The sequence below is a fragment of the Bradyrhizobium sp. MV1.5 genome (assembly GCF_055807615.1).
This window is the reverse complement of the sequence record NZ_JBVVPL010000054.1, coordinates 16,616-38,472: the sequence shown is the minus strand read 5'-3', so window position 1 is coordinate 38,472 and position 21,857 is coordinate 16,616. Positions and strand designations below refer to the sequence as shown.

The window sequence follows — 21,857 nt, the reverse complement described above, 5'->3', positions numbered from 1 at the left end:
GCCGTCTGTTTTTTGTCTGCCCCCCGGGGGTTTGACTTTTTTTAAATACCAAAAAAAAACCACCCCCCACCCCCTCGGCCGCCCCCCCTGGCCCCGCGTCTCGAAGGATAGAGGCCGAGATGCAGCAGCGGGGGCCTTCATCCTTCGAGACGCTTGCATTGGAAGCTCCTCAGGATGAGGGGATGCGCTTGTGCGCCCGCTCTCACTCCCACATCCAGTTCTCGCCGTAATCCTCCTTCCATCCCGCCAGCCGGCCATGACGGAATTGCAGGAACAGGCGGTGACGGTACGGGATCAGTCCGCTGCCGCCGATGTTGCGAAGCGCGAGATATATCTCGTTGCCGGGACGTCCCCGTACATATTGCAGCGGTTGCCCCAGCGCCCGCGCGGTTTGCCCGGCATCCATGCCGAAGGCGAGCGGCGTGTTGTTCGACAAGGTCGCGACGAAGGGCAGGCGGGGCGGTGTCCCGCCGAACGGCTCGGCTTGCGCGGATACTGACAGCAACACCGCGCCCGCAGCCAACATCGCTCGCTTCATTGCCTGTGTTCCCGTCAGATCGTCCTATTCCGGCAAGTTCTTCAGGAAAGGCAGCACCGCGTCAACAAAAGCCTGCGGCTGATCGATGTTGACGGCGTGTCCGGCCGCGGGGATCACGATTTTTTGTGCGCCGGGAATTTTCGCCGCCATGTAGTCCGACGCAGCGAGGAACGGCGTGTCGTCGGCGCCGACCACGATCAGGCTGGGCACCTTGATCTCCGGCAGCAGCTCGATCACCTTCGCATCGCGCTGGGTCAGCATGCCGCGTGCGGCGAGCGCCAATCCCCTGGCATTGCGATGGCTCGCGGTGGCGCGCTCGCGCGTCGCCGCCTTCAGCACGTCGAGCCCTTCGCGGTCGAGCTTATCGGCAGTGGCGAGCGCCCGCGCGTTCCAGGCCTCGCGTGCGTCGTCCTTCTTGAAGCCGGGGCCGGTGTCGATGATCAGCAGCGCGCGGACGCGCTTTGGATGCGCGCGAGCGAAGGCGAGCGACATGTAGCCGCCGAGCGACAGCCCGCCGATGATGGCGCGCTCAGTGCCGACCGCATCGAGGATCGCCGCCATGTCGCCGACCGCGAGCGCTTCGCTGTAGGCGGCGGGATCGTCGGGATAATCAGACTGGCCGTGACCGCGCATGTCCCACAGGATCAGCTTGTGATCCCTGGCAAGCGCCTCGACCTGCCCATGCCACATCGCCGAGGTCGAGGAATAGCCGTGGGTCAGCAGCAGCGGCGGACCTTCGCCATGAACCTCGTAGTAGATTTCGACGCCGTCCCGATCGATCCCAGGCATTGTTTCCACCTGTTTATCTTGCCTTCGCCCATCCTAACGCGCGGGGTTACTCGGAGGAAACTGCCTGAACGCGATGGCCCGCATGCTTGGCGTGCACTCTGTTGCGTTCAGCCGCTGCATCACCGCTGTTCTCGCAACGCACAAGATGCGCGCGCCGGTGTTTGTTTCGATCGATTCCAAATTGCATTTGCCTCTGCGCCTGAACACGATCATTCTTGCGAACAAGGCTGGCGCCGGCCCGGTGGGCGTCCGTCAACACAAGTTGCCGCCGTAAGCGGCTTCATGCACCGGCAGGGGAAGACGCCTATGCCAACTCTCACCATCAACGGGCGGAGTCTGTCCGTGGATGCGGCGAACGACACGCCGCTCCTCTGGGCGATCCGCGAGCAATTGCAGATGACCGGCACCAAGTTCGGCTGCGGTGCCGGCCTATGCGGGGCCTGCACCGTTCACGTCAACGGCGAAGCCGTGCGTTCGTGCCAGACCATGGTCGGCGATGTCGCCGGCAAGAAGATTACCACCATCGAAGGCCTCGCCGCCAAGGGCGACCATCCCTTGCAGAAGGCGTGGATCGCCGAGCAGGTGCCGCAATGCGGCTACTGCCAGTCCGGGCAGATCATGCAGGCGGCCTCGCTGCTGGCAAAGAATCCCAACCCGACCAAGGAAGAGGTCGTGGCGCATATGGACGGCAATCTCTGCCGTTGCATGACCTATTCGCGAATCCAGAAGGCAATCATGCGCGCCGCAACCGAGATGCGCACCGCATCCGCCTCCGGCAACGAGCGGAGGCCCACATGAACAAGCACGTGAATAATGTTGCGCCCGAGGCGACCGATCTCAGCCGCCGCTCCTTCCTGGTCGGCACCGCCGCAACCGGCCTCGTGCTCGGCTATGCCGGCGTGCCCGGCATCGGCGAGGCGCTTGCGGCGCCTTCGACCTTCGAGCCCAGCGTCTGGTACGCGATCGCGCCGGATGGTCTCGTCACCGTCACCTGCGGCAAGGCCGACATGGGCCAGCACATCGCCTCCACCATGGCGCAGATCGTGGCCGAAGAACTGGGCGCGAAGTGGAGCGACATGCGGGTCAACCTCGCCTCCAACGATCCGAAGTTCAACGACCCCGTGCTGGGTGCGCAGATCACCGGCGGCAGCTGGTCGACCATGATGAACTTCGACGCCATGAGCCGCGCCGGCGCCGCCGGACGGATGGCGTTGACGGAAGGCGCGGCCGCCGCGATGGGCGTGCCGGCCTCGGAACTCGTGGTGCGCGATTCCATGATCTCGCACCCGAAGTCGAAGAAGACGATGTCGTTCGCCGATGTCGTCAAGAGCGGCAAGGCGACAAAAACCTTCACGCCGGACGAGCTCAAGGCGATCAAGCTGAAGACGCCGGATCAATACACCATGATCGGCGTGTCGGTGCCGCAGCTCGACATCCCCTCCAAGACCAATGGCACGGCCAAATACGGCATCGACGTGATGCTGCCGGGCATGGCCTATGGCGCGGTGGTGACGCCGCCGGTGCGCTTCGGCGCCACGGTCAAGTCGGTCGACGACAGTGCCGCCAAGAAGGTGCCGGGCTTCATCAAGGCCGTCACCCTCGACGACAAGACGCAGACGACGTCAGGCTGGGTCGTGGCGGTGGCCAACACCTACGCCAATGCCAAGAAAGCGGCGCAGGCGCTGAAGATCGCCTATGACGGCGGCCCGAACGCAAAGGTGTCGAGCCAGTCGCTGCTCGACGAGGCCAAGCGGCTTCAGAAGCTGGAGGATTCCGGGCAATTCTTCGTCAAGGACGGCGATCCCGCGGCGGCGTTCGGCACGGCGGCCAAGGTGTTGGAGGCGGAGTACACCACCAGCATCAATATCCACGCGCCGATGGAGCCGATGAACGCCACTGCGGAGTTCAAGGGCGACATCCTGCACATCTATTCCGGCAATCAGTTCGCAACGCGCTCCGGCGCGATCGCGGCGGGTGCGGCCGGGATCGATCCGAAATTCGTGGTCATGCACCAGATGTGGCTCGGCGGCGGCTTTGGCCGCAGGCTCGATGCCGACATGATGATTCCGGCGGTGCAGGCGGCGAAGGCGATCGGCAAGCCGGTGAAGGTGATCTACACGCGCGAGAACGACATGACGATGGATTTCTCGCGTCCGCTCACCTATCAAAAAGTAAAGGCCGGCGTGGACGGCGACGGCAAGCTCGTCGCGCTCAGCCACGACGTGGTTTCGGCCTGGCCGACCCAGCGCTGGGGAATCCCTGATTTCCTGACGCCGTCGGTGGACAAGAAGGGTCCGCTCGACTCCTTCACGGTGAACGGGGCCGACTTCTTCTACACCGTGCCCAACCATCATGTGCGCGCGATCAAGAACGAGATGGCGCACAACGCCACGCCGTCCGGCCAGCTCCGCTCGGTCGCGCCGGGCTGGACCTTCTGGGCGGTCGAAAGCATGATCGACGAGATCGCGGTTGCCGCGGGTAAGGACCCCGCGCAGTTCCGCATCTCGCTTCTCGACGGCGCCGGCAAGAACGACGGCGGCGCGCAGCGGCTGCGCAACACGCTGCTCGCCGCGATGGGCCTTGCCGGCTACGGCAGCAGGAAGCTGCCGAAGGGTGAAGGCATGGGGGTCGCCTGCGTGTCGTCGCAGGAACGCGCGACCGCAAGCTGGACGGCCTGCGTCGCCCACGTCGCCGTCGCGCCATCGGGCGAGGTGACCGTGAAGAAGCTCACGGTCGCCACCGACGTCGGCACGCAGGTGCATCCCGACAACATCCGCGCCCAGGTCGAGGGTGCGGCGCTGTGGGGTCTATCGCTGGCGATGTACGAGAAGGCGACGCTCAAGGACGGTGGCATCGAACAGACCAATTTCGACAGCTACACGCCCTTGCGCATGAGCCAGGTGCCCGAGGTCGCGATCGCCGTGATCGCCAATGGCGAGAAGGCCACCGGTGTCGGCGAACCCGCGGTGACGGTGATCGCACCGGCGATCGGCAACGCCATCTTCAACGCCTCGGGTGCTCGCGTCCGGGGCCTGCCGATCACGGCGGAGGCCGTGAAGGGCGCGATGAAGGCGTAAGGCTGGTTGCGATTGTGACCTGACATGATCCGCCGGGGGGCAGCCTCCGGCGGATTCGTCGTTAAAAAAGCTCTGTGTTTGCAAGCACATCTCTACTGTGCATGGGGTTGTTTTCGACGTTTTTGATTGGAACCGCCGGGGAACCGAGTTCCGTAAAATTGTCGATGATTCCGCAGGGTTCCATTGAGCACGCCTCTTAAGGGCCGGAGAACCTGATCCGGCTTAGGCTTCTGCCCGAAACACGCCCGTGCTCTTGGGGAAGCCATGAACGCCTCAGCCAAACCCGCCGCCAAACGCCGGCTTCTGCTCGCCTCCGACCGGAGCGACGAGAGCACCGAACTCGCCAGCATCCTCAAGGCGGTGGGCGACGTCGCGACAGTGACGACGCAGGACCTCCCCGAGCAGCCCTCGCGCGATCTCTCCGGCCTCGTGGTCGACATCAATCTGCGCTCGCCCGAGAGCGTGCAGCGGGTGCGCAACAAGCTACGCGGCGACGCCTATCGCGCGATGCCTCGTCTGTTCGTGCTTGCGGACGCCCTGCATCACGGCACCATGCAGGCCTGGGCGCTGGGCGCCACCGACACCATCTCGCGGCCGCTTCAGCCCGAGGACATCCTGCAGCGCATCCGTGCGGCCTTCCCCGACACCGCCGTCTATGATGCGACCGATCGCGGCAAGACGCTCAACCGCGGCGTCGAGGCCGCGCACGCGGTGCTGAAGAAGATGTTCGAGAAGCTGCCGCTCGGGGTGCCTCTCACCTTCGACGACGTCATCGCCGCCGAGAGCAAGATCCTGAAGGCGATCAAGCACTCCTCGCTGCGCGAGTGGCTCACCACGGTGGGCTGCCACCATGTCGGCAGCTATCGGCACTGCCTGTTCGTGACCGGATTTGCGGTCTCCTTCGCCCAGCATCTCGGCATGCGCGAGGACGACCAGCGCCGGCTGACCCGTGCCGCGCTGCTGCACGACGTCGGCAAGGCCTTCGTTCCCTCCGCGCTGCTCGACAAGCCCGGCAAGCTCACCGACGAAGAGATGGCCGAAATCCGCCAGCATCCGCGCCGCGGCTATGACGCGCTCGCAGCTCAAGGCGGCTTTCCGCCGGAGATGCTGGACGTCGTGCTGCATCACCACGAATTCCTCGATGGCTCCGGCTATCCCAACAATCTCTCGTCGAACCAGATCAGCGACATCGTGCGGGTCACGACTATCGTCGACATCTACGCGGCACTCGTGGAGAAGCGCGCCTATCGCATGCCCTTCACCCACGCGCGCGCGTTTGCGATGATGGAAGGCATGGGCGGCAAGCTGGACCAGCAGCTGTTGCAGGCGTTCCGCCCGGTGGCCTTGGGATCGTTCTGATTTAGGAGTCATTCCGGGGCGCGCGAAGCGCGAACCCGGAATCTCGAGGTTCCGGGTTCGGTGCTTCGCACCGCCCCGGAACGACAGAAAAACTCAGCCCACCATCTTCCTCAGCTCCGCCTTCGCCACCTTCTCCAGCGTCGAGCGCGGCATGTCGTCGACGAAACGGATCTCGCGCGGCACCTTGAAGTCGGCGAGACCGGCGCGGCAGGCGGCCATCACCGCCTCGTGCAGATCGGGCCGTGCACCCGCGACGCCACCCTGCGGGATGATGAAGACGACCGGCACCTCGTCCAGCATCGGATGCGTCTTCGCCACCACGGCGGCCTCGCGCACGCCGGGGATGACTGCGATCACCTGCTCGATCTCGGACGCGGCGACGTTCTCGCCGCCGACCTTGAGCATGTCCTTGCTGCGATCTCCGAAGCGGATAGTGCCGTTCTCCAGCCGCACCACGCGGTCACCGGTGAGAAAGAAGCCGTGCTCGTCGAAGCTCTCGCGTGTCGCCTTCTCGTTGTGGAGATATTCGGCGAACAGCGACAGGCCGACAATGCCCTTGATTGAGAGGTTGCCGGTGTCGCCGACCTCCGTCGGCCGGCCGTCGTCGTCGGTGATGCGGATCTGGTATTCGCTCGCGGCGCGGCCGATCGACATCGGGATGTTGGGCTGGTCGATCTCGCCGACGATGCCGTGGGTGATGGTCTCGGTCATGCCCCACCAGCCGATGATCTTGACGCCGAAGGCGGCGAAGGCCGGCGGCTCGTTGATCGCCGTGCCCCACAGACGGAATTTGTGATCGCGCGGGACGTCCTGCTCGAGCAGCGCCTTCATGCAGAACGGTATGGTCGAGGTCCAGGTCGAGCCGTGCTCGCGCGCGGCGCCCCAGAATCGGCTGGCGGAAAAGCGCGGCTGGATCACGCAGGTGGCGCCGACCCAAAGCGTCGCCAGCATCGAATAGGCCAGCGCATTGGTGTGGAACAGCGGCAGATAGGTCTGATGCACGTCGCTTGCGTGCAGGTCCTCGTGCGCGGCGTTGACCTTGGCGCCCCACAGCGCGTTGGCATGGGTCCACAGCACCGCCTTGGGGCGGGATGTCGTGCCCGAGGTGTATTGCACGCTGCACGGCGCGAGCGGATCGGTCGCGCGCCTGGGACGGCCGGCACTGTCGGCGAACAGCGATTCGAAACTGTCGCCGCGTGAGACCGAGTTCGCGGGCGCCGCGCCCGAATCATGCGAGGTCACCGCCATCCAGCGGATATTGCGGCAATTCTGCGCGACGATCTCGGCATAGGCCGGCTGGGTGATCGCGGCGACTGCGCCGCAATGATCGGCAAAATAGTCGAGCTCGGCCGGCGCCGAGCGCGTGTTGGTGGTCACCGCGATGGCGCCGAGTTCGACACAGGCGAACCAGGCCAGCAGCGCCTCGATGCAATTGTCGAGGTGAATGAGCACATACTCGCCCGGCTTCACGCCGCGCTTCGCCAGTCCCGCCGCGAGCGCGCCGACCCGCTCGTGAAACTCGCCATAGCTCCAGCGCCGCGCGGGCGCATCGAACGGCGCCCAGATCAGGAACGGATGTGAGCTGCGCACCTCGGCCCGCATCTTCAGCAGCCAGGGCACGTCGAGCCCGTCGAACGGGCCCACGATTCCGGCGGCGGCTTGCGAATTCGGCATGTGTCCTCCCGTGCAGCCTGCATCTTGCCGGCGGCTGCGTTTTGATGATTGCGTCTTCCTGCTCTCTCCACCGTCATTGAGCGGAGCGAAGCAATCCAGAATCTCTCCCCGGAGGCAGCCTGGATGGCTTCGTCGCAAGGGCTCCTCGCAATGACGGTGCGTGGGGCAGGCGGCTTGGCCTTACCGGCCGCCGTCCTCATACGACGAAATCTCGATCAGGCTGCCATCCGGATCCCTGCAATAGACCGAGCGCAGGGTGCCGCGGGCGCCTTGCTTGGGAGCCGGGCCCTGTTCGATCGCGACGCCGTGTGCCTTCAGATGCGCCACCACCTCGTCGGGACTGGCGGAGGTGAGGAAGCACAGATCCTCGCTGCCGGCGGTCTGGTGGTCCGCGGTGAACCACTCCACCTTGTCGGCATCGCGGGGCCGGACGTTGATCTTCTGGTTACCGAATTGAAGAGAAGTCCGCGGCGCTTTGCCGCCGCCGGGGTCGAACACCTTGACTTCCATGCCGAGAATCTTGCCGTACCACTCGGCGGTCACTGCAACGTCCGCGACGTTGATCACGAGATGATCGAGAGCTTCGACCTTGACCGCCATGCCTTATCCTTTCGTCGCGATGCGCCCCGTGCACTTTCCGCCTGTGGCAAGCTTTGGTACAAGCGCGCCGACGCCATTTTCAAGCTATCTGGCTTCAAGAACAACACTTGGGAGAACCCTTGAGATGATCACTCGCCGTACCGCGCTGAGCCTGCTCGCCGCCAGTCCGCTTGCAGCCAGCCCGCTGTCGAAGGCGCTTGCCGCCGACTATCCGACCCATCCGGTGAAATGGGTGGTCGGCTATCCGCCGGGCGGGGCCACCGACATCCTGGCGCGGCTGATCGGCCAGCGGCTGTCGGAGAAGTTCGGCCAGCAATTCGTGATCGAGAACAAGCCGGGTGCCGGCAATAATATCGCCACCGAATCGGTCGTCAACGCCGAGCCCGACGGCTATACGCTGCAACTGATCAATCCGGCCAACTACATCAATGCCTCGCTCTACTCCAACCTGAAGTTCAACTTCGTGCGCGACATCGCGCCGGTCGCCTCGTTCCAGCGCGTGCCGAACGTGATGACCGTCAACAAGGACGTGCCGGCCAAGACCGTCGCCGAATTCATCGAATACGTGAAGGCCAATCCCGGCAAGGTCAACATGGCATCCTCCGGCAACGGCACCTCGGTGCATCTGTCCGGCGAGATGTTCATGGCGCTGACCGGCTGCAAGATGCAGCACGTGCCCTATCGCGGCGCCGCGCCCGCGATCACCGACATGCTCGGCGGCCAGGTGCAGGTGATCTTCGACAACATGCCCTCGATCATCCAGCACATCCGGTCCGGCTCGCTCCGCGCCATCGGCGTCACCACGGCGGAGCGCTCGCCGCAGCTACCCGACGTGCCGGCGATCGGCGAGACCGTGAAGGGCTACGAGGCGAGCGCGCTGTTCGGCATGGGTGCGCCGAAGAACACGCCCAAGGAGATCATCGCCAAGCTCAACAGCGAGATCAACACGCTGATAAAGGAGCCGGACATGGCCAAGCGGCTGGTCGAGCTCGGCGGCGAGCCGCGGGCGCAGACGCCCGAGGCGTTCGGCGAGGAGATCAAGGCCGAAACCGAGAAATGGAAGAAGGTCGTCGAGTTCGCGGGCCTCAAGGTCGAGTAGCGATCTTGTGATGTGCGCGATTGGAGCCCTGCCCGTTCGGCAGGGCTTTTTCTTGCGTATCAAGGCTTCTTGCACGCCAACGCCCGTCGATCTGGAGTAAAACGGCGTGGTGCGTTTCGCGGCGGCCGCGCAGACGCCGCCTGCCTTGCCGCTACCGCTTCGCCTCAGCCTGCTCCGTGCCGTTGCACGAGATCAGCATCGTATACGGTCGCGCGTTGCCGGCGATGTCGGTGGTCTTGATCTCGCTCTTCGGTTCGGCAGTCTGGTAGGGCACCACGGAGTTGTCGAGGAAATCGCGCAGCGCGCCGGTCTTGATCGCGAAGTTGATGTTCTCGGGGATGTTGCCGGTCGCAGCGGCCATCCGTAATCCGTCCAGTTTTCCCGTAACGACGCCAACGATCTGCCCGGTGGTGTCGAACAGCGGGCCGCCGCTATTGCCGGGCTGCACCGGCGCACTGATTTGCAGGAAACGCGAATCGTTGCGCATGCCGCTGAGCGAGCTGACGATGCCGGTCGTCACGGTGAAGTCCGAAGTCAGCAGCCCATGGAAGGGAAAGCCGATCGCGACGACGGAATCGCCGGAGCGGATCGAGCGGTCGCGGATCCGGGCGAACTCCTTGAACGTGGTCGTCGAGGGCGCCTGCAGCAACGCGAGATCGTTGTTGGCGTCGCTCGACACCACCCGCAAAACCATCCCGGCTTCGCCCGTGAGATTGCCCTTGATGTCGCCGACGCAGCCACTGATCACATGGTTATTGGTGACGACGTGTCCGCTGGCACTCACGACGAACCCGGTGCCGCTCTTGGTTCTGGCAGGTTTGCTGCCGGCCGATGGCGTCTGCTTGTCCGGCGCGGCCTGCGGCTTGGCGGCGATCTTGGTAAAATCGCCGGCCTTGTCCAGCCCGTCGGCTTTCACCTTGGTGACGCAATTGGCCAATGCCGCAATCACGGGCCCGGCCGAGGTCAGGTCGAAATTCAGCACGGTGCGGCCGCTCGTCGCGACCATCAGGCTTGCCTTCTGAAACGTTCGTACCACGTTGGCAGGCATGACGGAGCTGAGCATGTTCGTCTGGTTGGCCGTGGCGAACAGTCTGGCCTGCTCCTGTCCGTCAAAGATGACGTCGATCGCGGCGTTCTCGCCCTGCTTGAAGCGGTAGCTGGGACTCGCAAAGCTCAATATCCACGAGCCCCCAGCATTCTGGCCGACGACGAGAATGACGCCGTTGGCATAAGGCGCCGTCGCGGCACAATGCGAGAAGGCTCCCGTTTCGTCATTGCTGAACGCGCCGCCGACCCAGTTGCCGATTTTGACGCTGCCGAATGGTCCGGCCGCGTGCGCAACGCTGCCAACGCTCACCTGCAATAAAGACGCAACGACGAATGACCTAAGCCACATACTTTCCCCCTAGAGCGCGTTCGCGTGCATCTTATCTGCGGGAGCAGGTGTCGTGCAACCGGCAGTTGTCTGCCGAGGACCGGACTTCTCGGGCGGCGCTGGGGGCTTGTCTTTACTTTGCCATCCGATATACTTTGCGGTACAAAGTAACGGGGACCGATAGTCCCGGCAAACATGGGCGGAACGAGGTTTTGGCGTTGCCAATGCGCGATCTCGACAAGGCACTGGCCGACATCGTGGCAATCCGCAGCCAGATTGCGGCTGGCACGGCATTCCGCGGCTACGGCCCGGCGACGATGGCCGCGACCGGCGCGGTCGCGCTCCTCACCGCAATCCTCGAATTCTGGCTGCTCGGCGATCCCACCGGCGAGCCGCTCGGTTTCTTCTTCGGCTGGTTCATTGCCGCCGCGCTCTCCGGCCTGATGATCGGTGTCGAGATGCGCGCACGTTCGCGCCGCCATCATTCGGGTCTCGCCGATGCCATGATCCACCAGGCCGTCGAGCAGTTCCTGCCCGCAGGCGTTGCCGGTGTGCTGCTTGCGGTGGTGATGTGGAAGTTCGCGGGCGAAACGTTGTGGCTGCTGCCGGGCCTGTGGCAGATCCTGGTGTCGCTCGGCATTTTCGCCTCCGTCCGCTCGCTGCCGCGCACCGTGGCGCTCGCCGGCGCCTGGTATTTCATCTCCGGCTTCGCGGTAGTCGTGCTCGCGAGCCAAACCCACACGCTGTCGCCATGGACCATGGGCCTGCCCTTCGTAATCGGGCAGTCGGTGATGGCGGGCATTCTGCATTTCGCATCCGGAGACCATGATGTCGAAGATTGACAGCGCACCCTTCTCTTATGAAGGACTGGACCGCGTGATCCACGAGAAGGCGAGGCTCGGACTTCTGACCTCGCTGATGGCGCATCCGAAGGGGCTGGCGTTCGCCGATCTCAAGCAGCTCTGCGGCCTCACCGACGGCAATCTCAGCCGGCATCTCGCCGTGCTCCAGGAAGCCGGCCTCGTCGAGGTGACCAAGGGCTATGAGGGCAATCGCCCGCACACGACCTGCCGCCTGACCAAGGCCGGCCGCCGCCGCTTCCTCGACTATCTCGCCGTGCTCGAACGGCTGGTGCGCGACGCCGCCAAGGCCGCCGGCCGCGAGGCGGCGCCGCTCGGCCGTCTCGGGATCGTCTCGACCTGATCCTTCCCCCCTTTTTGACCGGAGACTTTGCAATGCAAAGTGACCTTGCGTCCCGCAACGAGAAGCTTCACGTCGGCATCATCATGGATGGCAACGGCAGATGGGCGACGCGGCGCGGCCTGTCACGCGTGCGCGGCCATGAGGCCGGCGTCGAGGCGATCCGCCGCATCGTCGAAGCCGCGCCCAAGCAGGGTATCGGCACGCTGACGCTCTACGCCTTCTCCACCGACAATTGGCGAAGACCGAAGACCGAGGTCGCCGCGCTGATGACGCTTCTGCGCTTCTACCTCGCCAACGAGGTGCAGAGCCTGGTCAAGAACGGCGTGCGCCTCACCGTGATCGGCCGCCGCGACCGCCTGCCCGATGGGATTGCTAACGCGATCGCGCGTGCGGAAGATGCCACCGCGCACGGCGGCACGCTTCATCTGCGCATCGCCGTCGACTATTCCGCCCGCGATGCCATCCTCAACGCGGCGGCGAAGGCGGCGGCGCTGACGAGCCTCACCCGCGAGGCGTTCTCGCAGCTCGTCACCGGCGAGGCCGGTTTGCGCGACGTCGACCTCATCATCCGCACTTCGGGTGAGAAGCGGCTGTCGGACTTCCTGCTCTGGGAAGGTGCCTATGCCGAGCTGCACTTCACCGAGCGGATGTGGCCCGAATTCGACGCGGGTGATCTCGCCGCGGCCCTGGTCTCCTTCCACGGCCGCGAGCGTCGCTTCGGCGGCCTGCAGGCGATCGTGCCGGAGGAGGTGCCTTCACTCTCGCGCGTGTGAGGTCCGGCACTGAGCAACGAACTGTTCGTTTTCGGCCGCAAGATTGGCAGTACCGTCCAAGCGGTAAGCGCGCGGTCTCGGCTAGGTGTGCATTCGATGCAACCTGCCGAAAGCCTCGCGCATGTCACAGTCATTGCTGGATGCCATTGTCGAGTCAGCCGAAGCCAACGCCACGCTTCGTATCAGGCCGGCCGGCGCGTCGGATGTCGAGAGCCTCACGATCTATTTCACGAGCCTCTCCACGACATCGCGCAGCAAGCGCTTCGTGGGCGCGCGGGCGGACTTTGCCGTGGTCGCGGCCGAATGCGTCGCCAGGACCAGCCATCCCGATCATTTCACCCTGCTCGCCGAGATCAGGCAGGAAGGGCAAGGCACCATCATCGGCGAAACCAGATACGCCTATGATGCGGCTGCACGGCATGGCGATTTCGCCATGTCCGTTGCCGATGTCTTTCAGCGCCAGGGCGTCGGCCTCCGGATGATGACGGCAATGGAGAGGCACGCGAGCGATCTCGGTCATGAGATGATTGCCGCCGAGACCGCGCGCGTGAACGCCGAGATGCGCGGCCTTGCGAAGAAGGCAGGGTTCGAGGACACTGGTCTCGGAGACTGGCAGTCGGTCCATCTCGCGAAGCGTCTGTCGCGGGTGCGCGGCTTGCCACAAATTTGAGCAAGCGCGCGACGCCGATCGTGCCCTAGTATCTCCCTGAGACGGGAGCTTTGGTCGGATGCGCGCAGTTCTGGACTATTGCACCGGTGGGACCGAGCGGCAGGTTGCGGCCGGCACGACTATCGTCGCCGAGGGCGGCACCACCGGTCATCTCTATGTGCTGATGCAGGGCAAGCTCGAAGTGCTCAAGGGTGAGATGGTGGTCGCCACGGTGGCCGAGCCCGGCGCGGTGCTGGGCGAAATGTCGGTGCTGCTGGGGCAGCCGCACACGGCGACCGTACGGGCCTGCTCCGATTCCGTCGTCTACGAATTCGAGGATGCCGCCTCGTTCCTCAGGCAGGAGGCGGGCGTGGCGCTTCTGATCGCCAAGATGCTGGCGCAGCGGCTCAATGTGGCCAACACCTATCTCGCCGATCTCAAGCAGCAATATGCCGGCCACGGCACCCATCTGGCCATGGTCGGCGAGGTGCTCCAGAGCATGATCAACCTGCCGCCGCTCGAGGTCTCGCCAGGTTCGGATCGGCAATCCGATCCAAGAATGTGAGCCAGTCGGGCGGCGCCTCGATCGGAGCGGCGGGCCGCTGCAGCGGCGCGCCAAGATCGATCCATTGCGCCTCGCCGGCCGCAAGCCAGAACGCCCTGTCCGCGTCGAGGTCCAGCACGATATATGTCGGCGGGCGGCCGGGCTGCAGGCCGGTGTTGAAGACCCAGCTCTGGCCGAGCCGGTCGAACCACGAGCCATCGTTAATGAACGGCGATTGATGCACATGGCCCGAGATCACCATCGTGGGCTGGTACTGCATGATCCATTGCACCAGCTCGACGTCGCCAAAGAAGCGCTTGCCGCCCCAGCTCGTCGGTGAATCCGCCGGCGGCGCATGATGGATCCAGATCCAGCGCTGCGGCCGGCCGGCCGCGGCGGCGCCGAGCTGCGCGACGAGACGTTGCTTGACCAGCGGCCCATCCCACCATGGGCACACCGTGAACAGCGTGTCACCGATGGTGAGGCCGTCACCGTCGCAGGCAATGCCCAACTCGCGCACCTCCGAGATCCAGCGCGAGATCTTTTCGCCTTCCGCATTGCGCTCGTCGAGGTCGTGATTGCCGGAGCAGAGGATCACGCGGGTCTTGCTGGCGAGCAGGGCGAGGTACTTCTTCACCACCACGATCTGCGCGCGAAAATCCACCATCGAGCCGATGTCGAGCGCATCGCCGGCGAAGATCACGAGGTCGAATCGCGGAGCGGCGCTGACGAGCCAGTCGAGCTGAGGCAGCGAATAGTGCAGGTCGGCCACGACCAGGCAGCGCATTGGAAATCCAGGGGTGAGACGTCAAAAATGCTCGGGATTGCAAAATATCTGAACGCAAGAGCAGACCAGCCGCATCTCTCGCCAATTCAACGCGGGCAGTATGCTGCGGCGCATCCGCGGGTGCAAGCATCGAAGCGTCGCCGGGCTGGACCGGATCATCGAATTCTGATGTCGTGGCGTATCCTCAACAGCTCGTGTCCCCAACAGCTCGTCCCCAATGACCTCCTTCAAGACCATTCGTGCTCGCGCCGAAAAACGCAAGGGCGGGCCCAAGGCGCTCGAAAAGCTGATGCCCGAAAAGCCCGACCTGAAGGGCCTCGCCAAACGCGGCGACGACCGCATCCTCGCAGAGATGACCAAGCGTGTGTTTTGCGCGGGCTTTGCCTGGAGCGTGATCGAGACGAAATGGGACGGCTTTGAAGACGCTTTCCTGCGTTTCCAGCCGGCCAAGCTCACCTTCCAGCCGGAGGATTATTGGGAGGGCCTGCTGCGCGACGCCCGCATCGTGCGCAACGGTGCCAAGATCATGTCAGTGCGCGACAACGCGGCCTTCGTCCAGGAGATCGCAAAGGAGCACGGCAGTTTCGGCAAGTTTCTGGCGAAATGGCCGCCGTCCGACCAGATCGGCCTGCTCGATTTCCTGAGCAAGCGCGGCAGCCGGTTGGGTGGCAATACCGGCCAGATGCTGCTGCGGTTCGTCGGCTGGGACGGCTTTGTGACGTCCAGGGACGTCGTGGCCTGCCTGCGCGATGCCGGTCTCGACATTGCCGAAGAGGTCAAGTCGAAGGGCGATCTGGCAAGAGTGCAGGCGCAGTTCAACGCCTGGGCCGAGGAGACCGGGCTGTCCTACACATATCTGTCACGCATCTGCGCGCTCTCTGTTGGCGAGAACAGAAGCGAGTAGCGAATTCGGCTCTTGGAATGTCGAATCATGTGCGTCCTGTGGCGATCTCGTGCCGCAAGCGCGGCAGACGCGACGCGCGATCACGAAATGCATTTCTCCGGAACATTTGTGCGTAGCACCTGTTCGGGAGATTGGGCCACGCGAACATCGGCGCAGGGAACGCCCGCTCTGGCTCAGCTCAATGAAACCGACGTGACAGAAACGGAGCAGCTCATGAAGCTCACATCCGAACAGGTGAAGCAGACCGTCAACCAGCTCGGCGCTCAAGTGCTGCCCGACGAGCATCCCGCGATGCCGCAGCTCAACAGCATGTTCGGCGAGCACACTTTCTTCGTCGATGAGACGGGGCTGAAGGTCGTCGAGCCCACGGCGCCGCCCAGCACCGAGCGCCAGAGCGGCGAAGTCGTCAGCCTCGCCGATTGGGGCGATTCCGAGCTGACCCGCCTGATGGCGCACGAGCCCCAGCCGACGGGCGTGATCGTGGTGTTCGAGCACGTGAGGCATTGATCGGCGCCGGCGGACCGACCTTCGGTGGCGAGTCTGAACGCCCGCCCCAGTAGATTCGCGTTGCGAGCGCGCTGACGTGGCTGTCTGCGTCCGCCGAAAGCCCGTCAGTTTGGTTCAGATGCCGAGAGTCAGCTGCGGCGGCTCCGCATCGTCCCCGGCCTGGAGGGAAGACAGCGAGACCCCCAGCAGCCTGACGCTCTTGGGCAGCGGCATCTCGACTTCGAGCAGGCCGCAAGCCAGCCGCTCAAGATCGGCCCGGCCTGCAACCGGCGAAACAGCGGACCTGCTGCGCGTGATGATCTCGAAGTCGGCAAACTTGATCTTCAAGGTGACGGTGCGGCCACGGCTGCCCGTCGCCTCGCAATGGCGCCACACCTTGTCGATGAGCGGCTTGAGCTCGGCGACCAGCGTGTCGAATTGGGTGAGATCGTTCGAGAACGTGGTCTCCGCGCCGATGGACTTGCGGACCCGGTTGGCCCGGACCGGCCGGTCGTCGACACCGCGCGAGATCCAGTAATAATAGGCGCCCGACTTGCCAAAATTGGCATTCATGAACTCCAGCGTCTGACGGCGAATATCGAGACCGGTGAACATGCCGAGCGCGTTCATCTTCGCGCCCGTGGCCGGGCCTATCCCATGGAATTTTCCGACGGGCAGCGTCTCGACGAAGGCGGGTCCCATCTCCGGTGAGATCACGAACTGACCGTTGGGCTTGCGATGATCGGAGGCGAGCTTGGCCAGAAACTTGTTGTAGGAGACGCCGGCCGAAGCGTTGAGACCCGTCTCGGCCTTGATCCTCTCGCGGATCTTGAGTGCAATGTCGCGCGCCAGCGGGATGCCTTGGAGGTTTTGGGTCACGTCGAGATAGGCCTCGTCGAGCGACAGCGGCTCGATGATGGGGGTGTGCTCCGCGAAGATGTCGCGGATCTGCCTGGAGATCGCCTTGTAGACCTCGAAGCGCGGTTTGACGAAGATCAGATCGGGACATTGTCGCTTCGCCGTCACGGATGGCATGGCGGAGCGAACGCCGAACTCGCGGGCTTCATAGCTGGCGGCCGCGACGACGCCACGTTCCGCGGAGCCTCCGACGGCGACCGGCTTTCCGCGCAGCTCCGGATGATCGCGCTGTTCCACGGACGCGTAGAAGGCATCCATGTCGATATGGATGATCTTGCGGACGGGCGAGGCTTCGCCGGTCGCCGTGTCGGATTCGCTCATGGCAAGATGATACAATTGAGCGGCACGAAGCGCGAGGTGAGGTGTGATTCGCAGAGCAATCTCAGGCTTGTGAGTGGCACGCATGGGCATGCGCTCTAATATGAGGTCGCGGAGGACAGCCCATGCAATACAGCTCCGAACTCATTCGAACGATGCGTCAGGCGCTCGAGGCCGTGATGGCGAGCGTGCCGCCCGATCAGTCGGTGTTCGGCCTGAAAGCGGCCGTAGCCGAATGCATCCTGAAGGCGGCCGCACACGGTCAGACGTCGTACGACGGACTGGTCACGTCGGCTTCCGACCAGGTCCAGGCGATCATCTCGATGCTGACGTGAGCGCAGGCTCGCGCTGAGCAGGGGATTCCTTCCAGCGCGGCGGTAACAAGGCGACTCGGGTGGGAGCTCCAGCACAGACTGGAAGAGACTGGCGCACCCGACACGATTCGAACGTGTGACCTTTGCCTTCGGAGGGCAACGCTCTATCCAGCTGAGCTACGGGTGCTAGTGGAGGTTCATTTAGCCGATTGGCGGGGGGCGGGCAACCGCTTCCGCCGTCTTCTGTCAGGCCGATTTGGGCTAGGCTGATTTACGGGGCGCGCGGCCAGGAACCGGCACGCCGTCCCGCCCGAGCTTGGCGAACTCGGCGAGCAGCCGTTCAGAGCACATGACGCGGTTGCGGCCGAGCCGTTTGGCCGCATAGAGCGCCTCGTCCGCCGCGCCCAGCAGCCGGTCGGGGCTGTCGTCGGTTTCGTCCGGAATGTGGCTGGCGACGCCGACACTCAGGGTGACGTGGTCGCCCGCCCCGATGGCGCCGTGGGTGACCCGCAAGGCCATCACGGCGCAGCGGATTTCCTCGGCGATGCCGCAGGCGGCATCGCAATCCATGTCCGGCAGGATCAGCGCGAATTCCTCGCCGCCATAGCGGCTGGCGAGATCGAGCGGGCGCACGGCATGCCGGCTGACGACGGACGCGACCGCGCGCAGGCATTCGTCGCCGCTCTGATGGCCGTGGCGGTCGTTGAACAGCTTGAAATGATCGACATCGACGAACAGCAGCGCCATCGGCTTCTGCGTCCGCCGGGCGCGGGCCCATTCGCTCATCAGCATCTGGTCGAACGCACGGCGGTTCGACAGGCCGGTCAGCCCGTCCTTGGTGGCGAGCTCCTTCAGGGCCATCTCGGCGCGCTTCTGGTCGGTAAGGTCGCGCAAAGTCTCCACCACCGCGATCAGATGGCCGGCCTCGTCGTGGATGGGGCCGGCGTCGATGGCGAGATAGAGCTGGCTGCCGAGCTTCGGCATCACGCACCAGTTCTCGGCGCTGAAGCCGAGCCCGTTATGGCCGCGCGCGGCATATTCCGAATAGAACTCCGGCAGCTGTTCCGGGCGGTCGAGCGCGACGAGGTCGGCGAGGCAAGGGCGCCTGGTCTCGTAGAAGGCCTGCCAATGCCTATTTGTGCCGATCACCTCGGAGGCGGCGACGCCGGTCAGCCGCTCGCAGGCTCTGTTCCAGATCACGACGCGGCGCTTCGGATCGATTACGAAGGTCGGCACCACCAGATGCTGCATCAGGCGGACGGCATAGGAATCCGCAACGTCGACCGTCTTGGCTGACGTTTTCCCCGGCTTCGCCATGTCAGGCCACCGCCGCCACCGGCAAGGCGTGGCTCGGGCCGAACAGCTTTCGCACTTCGCTGGCCGGCTTCGGTTTGCTGAAGAGATAACCCTGCATCTCCGTGCAGCCGAGCGCGCGCAGCATCTCGCGCTGCGCCTCGGTCTCGACGCCCTCCGCGACCGTGGTCATGTTGCTGGCGGCGGCGATGTTCACCACCGCCTGCACGATCACGGGCGCGCCGCTAGCCTCGGCAATATCGGCGACGAAGCAGCGGTCGATCTTGATCTTGTCGAACGGGAAGCGCTTCAGATAGCTGAGCGAGGAGTAGCCGGTGCCGAAATCGTCGAGCGCGATGCGCACGCCGATGGCGCGGAGCTGGTGCAGGATCGAGAGCGCTGCCTCGTCGTCGCGGATCAGCACGGCCTCGGTGATCTCGAGCTCGAGCCGGGACGGAGCAAGTCCGGAAGCGGCGAGCGCGCCGGCGATCCGCAGTGCCAGCGTGTCGCATTTGAGCTGTACCGGCGAGACGTTGACCGCGACACGCACATGCGCCGGCCAGGTTGCGGCCTCGCTGCAGGCCATGCGCAGCACCCAGTCGCCGAGCTCGTTGATCAGGCCGGTGTCCTCGGCAATCGGGATGAACTCTGCCGGCGACACCATGCCGCGCTGGGGATGCCGCCAGCGCAGCAGCGCCTCGCAGCCCGTGACCGCGTTGGTGCGCAGGTCCACCAGCGGCTGATAGTGGATCTCAAAGCCGCCGTTCACCAGGGCCTGGCGCAGATCCTGCTCCAGGCTCAGGCGCGCCTTGGCGCTCGCATCCATCTCCGGCTCGAAGAAGCGGTGGGTGCGGCGTCCTCCGGCCTTGGCGCCGTACATCGCGAGATCGGCATTCTTGACGAGCTGGTCGAGATCGGTGCCGTCCTGCGGCGCCATCGCGATGCCGATGCTGGCGTCGGTCGAGAGCTGATGGCCGAAGCAGTGATAGGGCCGGCGGATCGCCTCGAAGATCCGCGTCACGAATGACACCACGTCGGCGGATGATTTGATCCCGGTCTGGATCACCGCGAATTCGTCGCCGCCGAGCCGCGCGATCAGGTCGCCCTGTCCGAGGCAGCCGCGGATGCGCGCCGCGATTCCCTTCAACAGCTCGTCGCCGACGTGATGGCCGAGCGAATCGTTGATGCCCTTGAACTCGTCGACGTCGATATAGAGCAGCGCGAACTGACTGCCGCCGCGGACCTTCTCCAGTTCACGCTCGATCTGCTCGCGGAACAGCGCCCGGTTGGGCAGGTCGGTGAGCGCATCGTAATGCGCCATATGCGCGATCTTCTCGTCGGCGCGCCGCCGTTCGGTGACATCCTCGACGACGTTGATGATGTAACGCGGCTCGCCGGATTCGTCGCGGATTCCGATCCGGGTCGAGGTGATGTAGCGCATTCCCTTGGCCTGGCTCTGCCAGGCATGCTCGTCCTTGAACAATCCCCCGCCCGACTTCAGCGCCTTGCTGTCATCTTCGGTGACGATCCTGGCGGAGGCATCCGGGTAGATGTCGAAGGGGGTTTTGCCAACGATGTTTTCACTCGATTGGCCGAATTGTTCTTCGGCGGTCCGGTTGACCAGCAGATATTGCCGCGTTTGAGCATCCTTCACCGTGATCTGCGACGGGATATGGTCGATGATCTCGCGCAAGAACATGTAGTTGCGGTCGCGTTCCTGCTCCAGCTTGCGGCGTTCGGTGATCTCCTCGATCGTGGCGACCCATCCGCCCTGCGCGAGCGGGGTGTTGATGACCTGAAAGGTGCGGCCGTTAGGCAGCTCGTGCAGCCTGGTGGAGACGGTGCCTTCGGCGACGACCTTCATGACGTCGACGCAAAACGCATCGACGTCGCCGCCGAACGCGCCACGCTCCTTGCGATGGAGCATCGCCTCATGGATGTGGCAGCCGGGCTTGATGACGTCGTGCGAGAGGCCGAACATGTCGGCGTAGCGGCGGTTGCAGGTGACGATGTATCCGGCGGCATCGTACAGGATCAACCCTTGCGACATGTTGTTCAAGGCGGTGTCGAGCCGGCCCCGCTCCGCTTCCAGCCGTTGCTGCGCCTCGCGGTTCTGCCGGTTGATCTGGCGAACGATCAGGAACAGGATCAGCGCAATCACGGTTGCCGAAAGCGCGGCGGTGGTGACCATGAAACCGGTCTGCTGCCGCCAGTCGGCCAGCGCCGCGCTCGTGGTGTTGGTCGCGACGATGATCAGCGGGAAATGCGAAAGCGAGGCCCCGGAGCCGAGGCGCTCGTCGCCGTCGATCGGGCCCCTGACGCGCAGGGTGTGCCGGCCGCCTTCGGCCAGCATCTTGCGCATCAGCGGCGCGTCCTTGAAGTCCCTGCCGATCAGCTCTTCGACATGCGGGTAGCGCGACAGCATCTTGCCATTGCGGTCGAACAGCGAGATCGCCGTGCCCTCCGCAAGCGCAACGGATGCGAAATAGTTCTGGTAGCTGTCCGGATCGATCCGGCGGACCATCGTGCCGAAGAAGCTGCCGTCCGCGCCGTTCAGCCGACGCGCGACGACCGTGGTCCATTTGCCGATGATGAAGCTGCGGACCGATTCCAGAATCACCGGTTCGGCCATCGGATTCGCTTTGAAGGTCTGAAAGTAGGCGCGCGAGGAGATGTTGATCTTGGGCAGCGGCTGGGCCCGCGACCAGTTGATGAGTTCGCCGTCGGCATCGTAGATCGCGATGTCGCCGAGGTAAGACACCGGGCCGATCTTGCTCCGCAGCATCTGGTTCGTCGCGGGTCCGGACATGCGCTCGCGGAACATCGCGGCCGAACTGATCTCCGGCAGGTTCATCTGCCCGATCACATCGGCGGCGACGATGTCGGAATCTTCAAATTGCTGATCGAAGTGCCGTGCGATCAGCTGCACCGTATTTTCCAGCTCGCGCTCGCGGTTGGCCAGGGTACGTTCGCGAAATTCGCCGACGGCCATGGCGGTCACGGCGAAGATCCCCGCGACCAGCAACACGCCGCACAAAGTGAGCCACAGCACCGGTCCGCGCCGAATGGCTGCCTCCCAGCCGTGCTTCGCGGCTAGGAACATTCCGGCTGCAATCCTTGCAAAGACCTGGCGCATTCCCCCTCCCTGGAGGGACAG

22 protein-coding genes and 1 tRNA gene are annotated in these 21,857 nt (G+C 64.6%); 13 read left to right on the top strand and 10 right to left on the bottom strand.

Annotation, left to right across the window (positions count from 1 at the left end; translation table 11 throughout):
* Positions 1-202: 202 nt before the first annotated feature.
* Together AC0L2J_RS31225 and AC0L2J_RS31220 are read right to left on the bottom strand one after the other, a co-directional pair.
* Positions 203-538, bottom strand: coding sequence for a hypothetical protein (locus AC0L2J_RS31225; protein ID WP_007616073.1), 336 nt, complete (start codon positions 536-538; stop codon positions 203-205).
* Between the two features lie 24 nt (positions 539-562).
* The gene (locus tag AC0L2J_RS31220; RefSeq protein ID WP_473395550.1) at positions 563-1,327 is read right to left on the bottom strand and encodes an alpha/beta fold hydrolase; all 765 of its coding nucleotides are present in this window, start codon (positions 1,325-1,327) and stop codon (positions 563-565) included.
* Between the two features lie 73 nt (positions 1,328-1,400).
* Between AC0L2J_RS31220 and AC0L2J_RS31215 the strand changes: the two genes are divergently transcribed.
* From AC0L2J_RS31215 to AC0L2J_RS31200, 4 genes are all read left to right on the top strand, one after another.
* Positions 1,401-1,601, top strand: coding sequence for a hypothetical protein (locus AC0L2J_RS31215; RefSeq protein WP_063996507.1), 201 nt, complete (start codon positions 1,401-1,403; stop codon positions 1,599-1,601).
* A 32-nt stretch (positions 1,602-1,633) separates the two neighbouring features.
* On the top strand, positions 1,634-2,125 hold the full coding sequence (locus AC0L2J_RS31210; protein ID WP_007616069.1) for a (2Fe-2S)-binding protein: 492 nt from the start codon (positions 1,634-1,636) through the stop codon (positions 2,123-2,125).
* Positions 2,122-4,404, top strand: a complete 2,283-nt coding sequence (locus AC0L2J_RS31205; RefSeq protein WP_063996506.1) for a xanthine dehydrogenase family protein molybdopterin-binding subunit — start codon at positions 2,122-2,124, stop codon at positions 4,402-4,404. Before AC0L2J_RS31210 ends, AC0L2J_RS31205 begins: the two co-directional genes overlap by 4 nt.
* 264 nt (positions 4,405-4,668) lie before the next feature.
* Positions 4,669-5,763, top strand: coding sequence for an HD-GYP domain-containing protein (locus tag AC0L2J_RS31200; RefSeq protein ID WP_473395549.1), 1,095 nt, complete (start codon positions 4,669-4,671; stop codon positions 5,761-5,763).
* A 93-nt stretch (positions 5,764-5,856) separates the two neighbouring features.
* Here the strand turns inward: AC0L2J_RS31200 and AC0L2J_RS31195 are convergent, their stop codons facing one another.
* Both AC0L2J_RS31195 and AC0L2J_RS31190 read right to left on the bottom strand, forming a co-directional pair.
* Positions 5,857-7,437, bottom strand: a complete 1,581-nt coding sequence (locus tag AC0L2J_RS31195; protein ID WP_473395547.1) for an ATP-dependent acyl-CoA ligase — start codon at positions 7,435-7,437, stop codon at positions 5,857-5,859.
* A 180-nt stretch (positions 7,438-7,617) separates the two neighbouring features.
* Complete coding sequence (locus tag AC0L2J_RS31190; RefSeq protein ID WP_063996504.1) at positions 7,618-8,037, bottom strand: VOC family protein; 420 nt, start codon at positions 8,035-8,037, stop codon at positions 7,618-7,620.
* A gap of 124 nt (positions 8,038-8,161) precedes the next feature.
* Between AC0L2J_RS31190 and AC0L2J_RS31185 the strand changes: the two genes are divergently transcribed.
* Complete coding sequence (locus AC0L2J_RS31185; protein ID WP_473395545.1) at positions 8,162-9,136, top strand: Bug family tripartite tricarboxylate transporter substrate binding protein; 975 nt, start codon at positions 8,162-8,164, stop codon at positions 9,134-9,136.
* Between the two features lie 151 nt (positions 9,137-9,287).
* Here the strand turns inward: AC0L2J_RS31185 and AC0L2J_RS31180 are convergent, their stop codons facing one another.
* Positions 9,288-10,532 (bottom strand): S1C family serine protease, encoded by a 1,245-nt coding sequence (locus AC0L2J_RS31180; RefSeq protein ID WP_473395544.1) that lies wholly within the window; start codon positions 10,530-10,532, stop codon positions 9,288-9,290.
* A gap of 203 nt (positions 10,533-10,735) precedes the next feature.
* Here AC0L2J_RS31180 and AC0L2J_RS31175 point away from each other — a divergent pair, with 203 nt between their 5' ends.
* The 5 genes from AC0L2J_RS31175 to AC0L2J_RS31155 all read left to right on the top strand — a co-directional run bounded on the left by AC0L2J_RS31175 (position 10,736) and on the right by AC0L2J_RS31155 (position 13,701).
* Positions 10,736-11,353 (top strand): hypothetical protein, encoded by a 618-nt coding sequence (locus AC0L2J_RS31175; RefSeq protein ID WP_063996501.1) that lies wholly within the window; start codon positions 10,736-10,738, stop codon positions 11,351-11,353.
* A complete protein-coding gene (locus AC0L2J_RS31170; RefSeq protein WP_007616058.1) occupies positions 11,340-11,714 on the top strand; it encodes a winged helix-turn-helix domain-containing protein in 375 nt (124 codons plus the stop codon). Before AC0L2J_RS31175 ends, AC0L2J_RS31170 begins: the two co-directional genes overlap by 14 nt.
* Positions 11,715-11,746: 32 nt before the next feature.
* Positions 11,747-12,487 carry a di-trans,poly-cis-decaprenylcistransferase gene (locus AC0L2J_RS31165; RefSeq protein WP_007616057.1) on the top strand — a complete coding sequence of 247 codons (741 nt, stop codon included), beginning with the start codon at positions 11,747-11,749 and terminating at the stop codon, positions 12,485-12,487.
* A gap of 121 nt (positions 12,488-12,608) precedes the next feature.
* A complete protein-coding gene (locus AC0L2J_RS31160; RefSeq protein WP_473395543.1) occupies positions 12,609-13,157 on the top strand; it encodes a GNAT family N-acetyltransferase in 549 nt (182 codons plus the stop codon).
* A 58-nt stretch (positions 13,158-13,215) separates the two neighbouring features.
* Entirely contained in the window at positions 13,216-13,701 is a 486-nt protein-coding gene (locus AC0L2J_RS31155) for a Crp/Fnr family transcriptional regulator (RefSeq protein ID WP_007616054.1), read from the top strand.
* Here AC0L2J_RS31155 and AC0L2J_RS31150 read toward each other — a convergent pair.
* Complete coding sequence (locus AC0L2J_RS31150; RefSeq protein ID WP_473395541.1) at positions 13,640-14,467, bottom strand: metallophosphoesterase family protein; 828 nt, start codon at positions 14,465-14,467, stop codon at positions 13,640-13,642. The genes AC0L2J_RS31155 and AC0L2J_RS31150 overlap by 62 nt on opposite strands.
* Before the next feature lie 217 nt (positions 14,468-14,684).
* Between AC0L2J_RS31150 and AC0L2J_RS31145 the strand changes: the two genes are divergently transcribed.
* Positions 14,685-15,371, top strand: coding sequence for a DNA-3-methyladenine glycosylase I (locus AC0L2J_RS31145; RefSeq protein WP_007616051.1), 687 nt, complete (start codon positions 14,685-14,687; stop codon positions 15,369-15,371).
* Between the two features lie 213 nt (positions 15,372-15,584).
* Positions 15,585-15,878, top strand: a complete 294-nt coding sequence (locus AC0L2J_RS31140) for a hypothetical protein (RefSeq protein ID WP_007616046.1) — start codon at positions 15,585-15,587, stop codon at positions 15,876-15,878.
* Positions 15,879-15,992: 114 nt separating this feature from the next.
* Here AC0L2J_RS31140 and dinB read toward each other — a convergent pair whose 3' ends face one another.
* Positions 15,993-17,096 (bottom strand): DNA polymerase IV, encoded by a 1,104-nt coding sequence (gene dinB, locus AC0L2J_RS31135; RefSeq protein ID WP_007616044.1) that lies wholly within the window; start codon positions 17,094-17,096, stop codon positions 15,993-15,995.
* Positions 17,097-17,218: 122 nt separating this feature from the next.
* On the opposite strand from dinB, the gene AC0L2J_RS31130 reads away from it, so the two are divergent.
* The gene (locus AC0L2J_RS31130; protein WP_007616043.1) at positions 17,219-17,428 is read left to right on the top strand and encodes a hypothetical protein; all 210 of its coding nucleotides are present in this window, start codon (positions 17,219-17,221) and stop codon (positions 17,426-17,428) included.
* Positions 17,429-17,517: 89 nt separating this feature from the next.
* Here AC0L2J_RS31130 and AC0L2J_RS31125 read toward each other — a convergent pair.
* From AC0L2J_RS31125 to AC0L2J_RS31115, 3 genes are all read right to left on the bottom strand, one after another.
* Positions 17,518-17,594, bottom strand: a tRNA-Arg gene (locus tag AC0L2J_RS31125).
* A 74-nt stretch (positions 17,595-17,668) separates the two neighbouring features.
* Positions 17,669-18,724 (bottom strand): sensor domain-containing diguanylate cyclase, encoded by a 1,056-nt coding sequence (locus AC0L2J_RS31120; RefSeq protein WP_473395540.1) that lies wholly within the window; start codon positions 18,722-18,724, stop codon positions 17,669-17,671.
* Position 18,725: 1 nt separating this feature from the next.
* A complete protein-coding gene (locus AC0L2J_RS31115; RefSeq protein WP_473395539.1) occupies positions 18,726-21,836 on the bottom strand; it encodes a bifunctional diguanylate cyclase/phosphodiesterase in 3,111 nt (1,036 codons plus the stop codon).
* Positions 21,837-21,857 lie beyond the last annotated feature (21 nt).

Excerpts from the sequence above, each read along its gene's own strand:
- AC0L2J_RS31130 (WP_007616043.1), top strand. The coding sequence starts at position 17,219 with ATGCAATACAGCTCCGAACTCATTCGAACGATGCGTCAGGCGCTCGAG.
- AC0L2J_RS31120 (WP_473395540.1), bottom strand. The coding sequence starts at position 18,724 with ATGGCGAAGCCGGGGAAAACGTCAGCCAAGACGGTCGACGTTGCGGAT.
- AC0L2J_RS31190 (WP_063996504.1), bottom strand. The coding sequence starts at position 8,037 with ATGGCGGTCAAGGTCGAAGCTCTCGATCATCTCGTGATCAACGTCGCG.
- AC0L2J_RS31205 (WP_063996506.1), top strand. The coding sequence starts at position 2,122 with ATGAACAAGCACGTGAATAATGTTGCGCCCGAGGCGACCGATCTCAGC.
- AC0L2J_RS31220 (WP_473395550.1), bottom strand. The coding sequence starts at position 1,327 with ATGCCTGGGATCGATCGGGACGGCGTCGAAATCTACTACGAGGTTCAT.
- dinB (WP_007616044.1), bottom strand. The coding sequence starts at position 17,096 with ATGAGCGAATCCGACACGGCGACCGGCGAAGCCTCGCCCGTCCGCAAG.
- AC0L2J_RS31150 (WP_473395541.1), bottom strand. The coding sequence starts at position 14,467 with ATGCGCTGCCTGGTCGTGGCCGACCTGCACTATTCGCTGCCTCAGCTC.
- AC0L2J_RS31200 (WP_473395549.1), top strand. The coding sequence starts at position 4,669 with ATGAACGCCTCAGCCAAACCCGCCGCCAAACGCCGGCTTCTGCTCGCC.
- AC0L2J_RS31155 (WP_007616054.1), top strand. The coding sequence starts at position 13,216 with ATGCGCGCAGTTCTGGACTATTGCACCGGTGGGACCGAGCGGCAGGTT.
- AC0L2J_RS31180 (WP_473395544.1), bottom strand. The coding sequence starts at position 10,532 with ATGTGGCTTAGGTCATTCGTCGTTGCGTCTTTATTGCAGGTGAGCGTT.
- AC0L2J_RS31170 (WP_007616058.1), top strand. The coding sequence starts at position 11,340 with ATGTCGAAGATTGACAGCGCACCCTTCTCTTATGAAGGACTGGACCGC.
- AC0L2J_RS31145 (WP_007616051.1), top strand. The coding sequence starts at position 14,685 with ATGACCTCCTTCAAGACCATTCGTGCTCGCGCCGAAAAACGCAAGGGC.
- AC0L2J_RS31185 (WP_473395545.1), top strand. The coding sequence starts at position 8,162 with ATGATCACTCGCCGTACCGCGCTGAGCCTGCTCGCCGCCAGTCCGCTT.
- AC0L2J_RS31140 (WP_007616046.1), top strand. The coding sequence starts at position 15,585 with ATGAAGCTCACATCCGAACAGGTGAAGCAGACCGTCAACCAGCTCGGC.
- AC0L2J_RS31175 (WP_063996501.1), top strand. The coding sequence starts at position 10,736 with ATGCGCGATCTCGACAAGGCACTGGCCGACATCGTGGCAATCCGCAGC.
- AC0L2J_RS31210 (WP_007616069.1), top strand. The coding sequence starts at position 1,634 with ATGCCAACTCTCACCATCAACGGGCGGAGTCTGTCCGTGGATGCGGCG.
- AC0L2J_RS31215 (WP_063996507.1), top strand. The coding sequence starts at position 1,401 with ATGGCCCGCATGCTTGGCGTGCACTCTGTTGCGTTCAGCCGCTGCATC.
- AC0L2J_RS31225 (WP_007616073.1), bottom strand. The coding sequence starts at position 538 with ATGAAGCGAGCGATGTTGGCTGCGGGCGCGGTGTTGCTGTCAGTATCC.
- AC0L2J_RS31195 (WP_473395547.1), bottom strand. The coding sequence starts at position 7,437 with ATGCCGAATTCGCAAGCCGCCGCCGGAATCGTGGGCCCGTTCGACGGG.
- AC0L2J_RS31165 (WP_007616057.1), top strand. The coding sequence starts at position 11,747 with ATGCAAAGTGACCTTGCGTCCCGCAACGAGAAGCTTCACGTCGGCATC.
- AC0L2J_RS31115 (WP_473395539.1), bottom strand. The coding sequence starts at position 21,836 with ATGCGCCAGGTCTTTGCAAGGATTGCAGCCGGAATGTTCCTAGCCGCG.
- AC0L2J_RS31160 (WP_473395543.1), top strand. The coding sequence starts at position 12,609 with ATGTCACAGTCATTGCTGGATGCCATTGTCGAGTCAGCCGAAGCCAAC.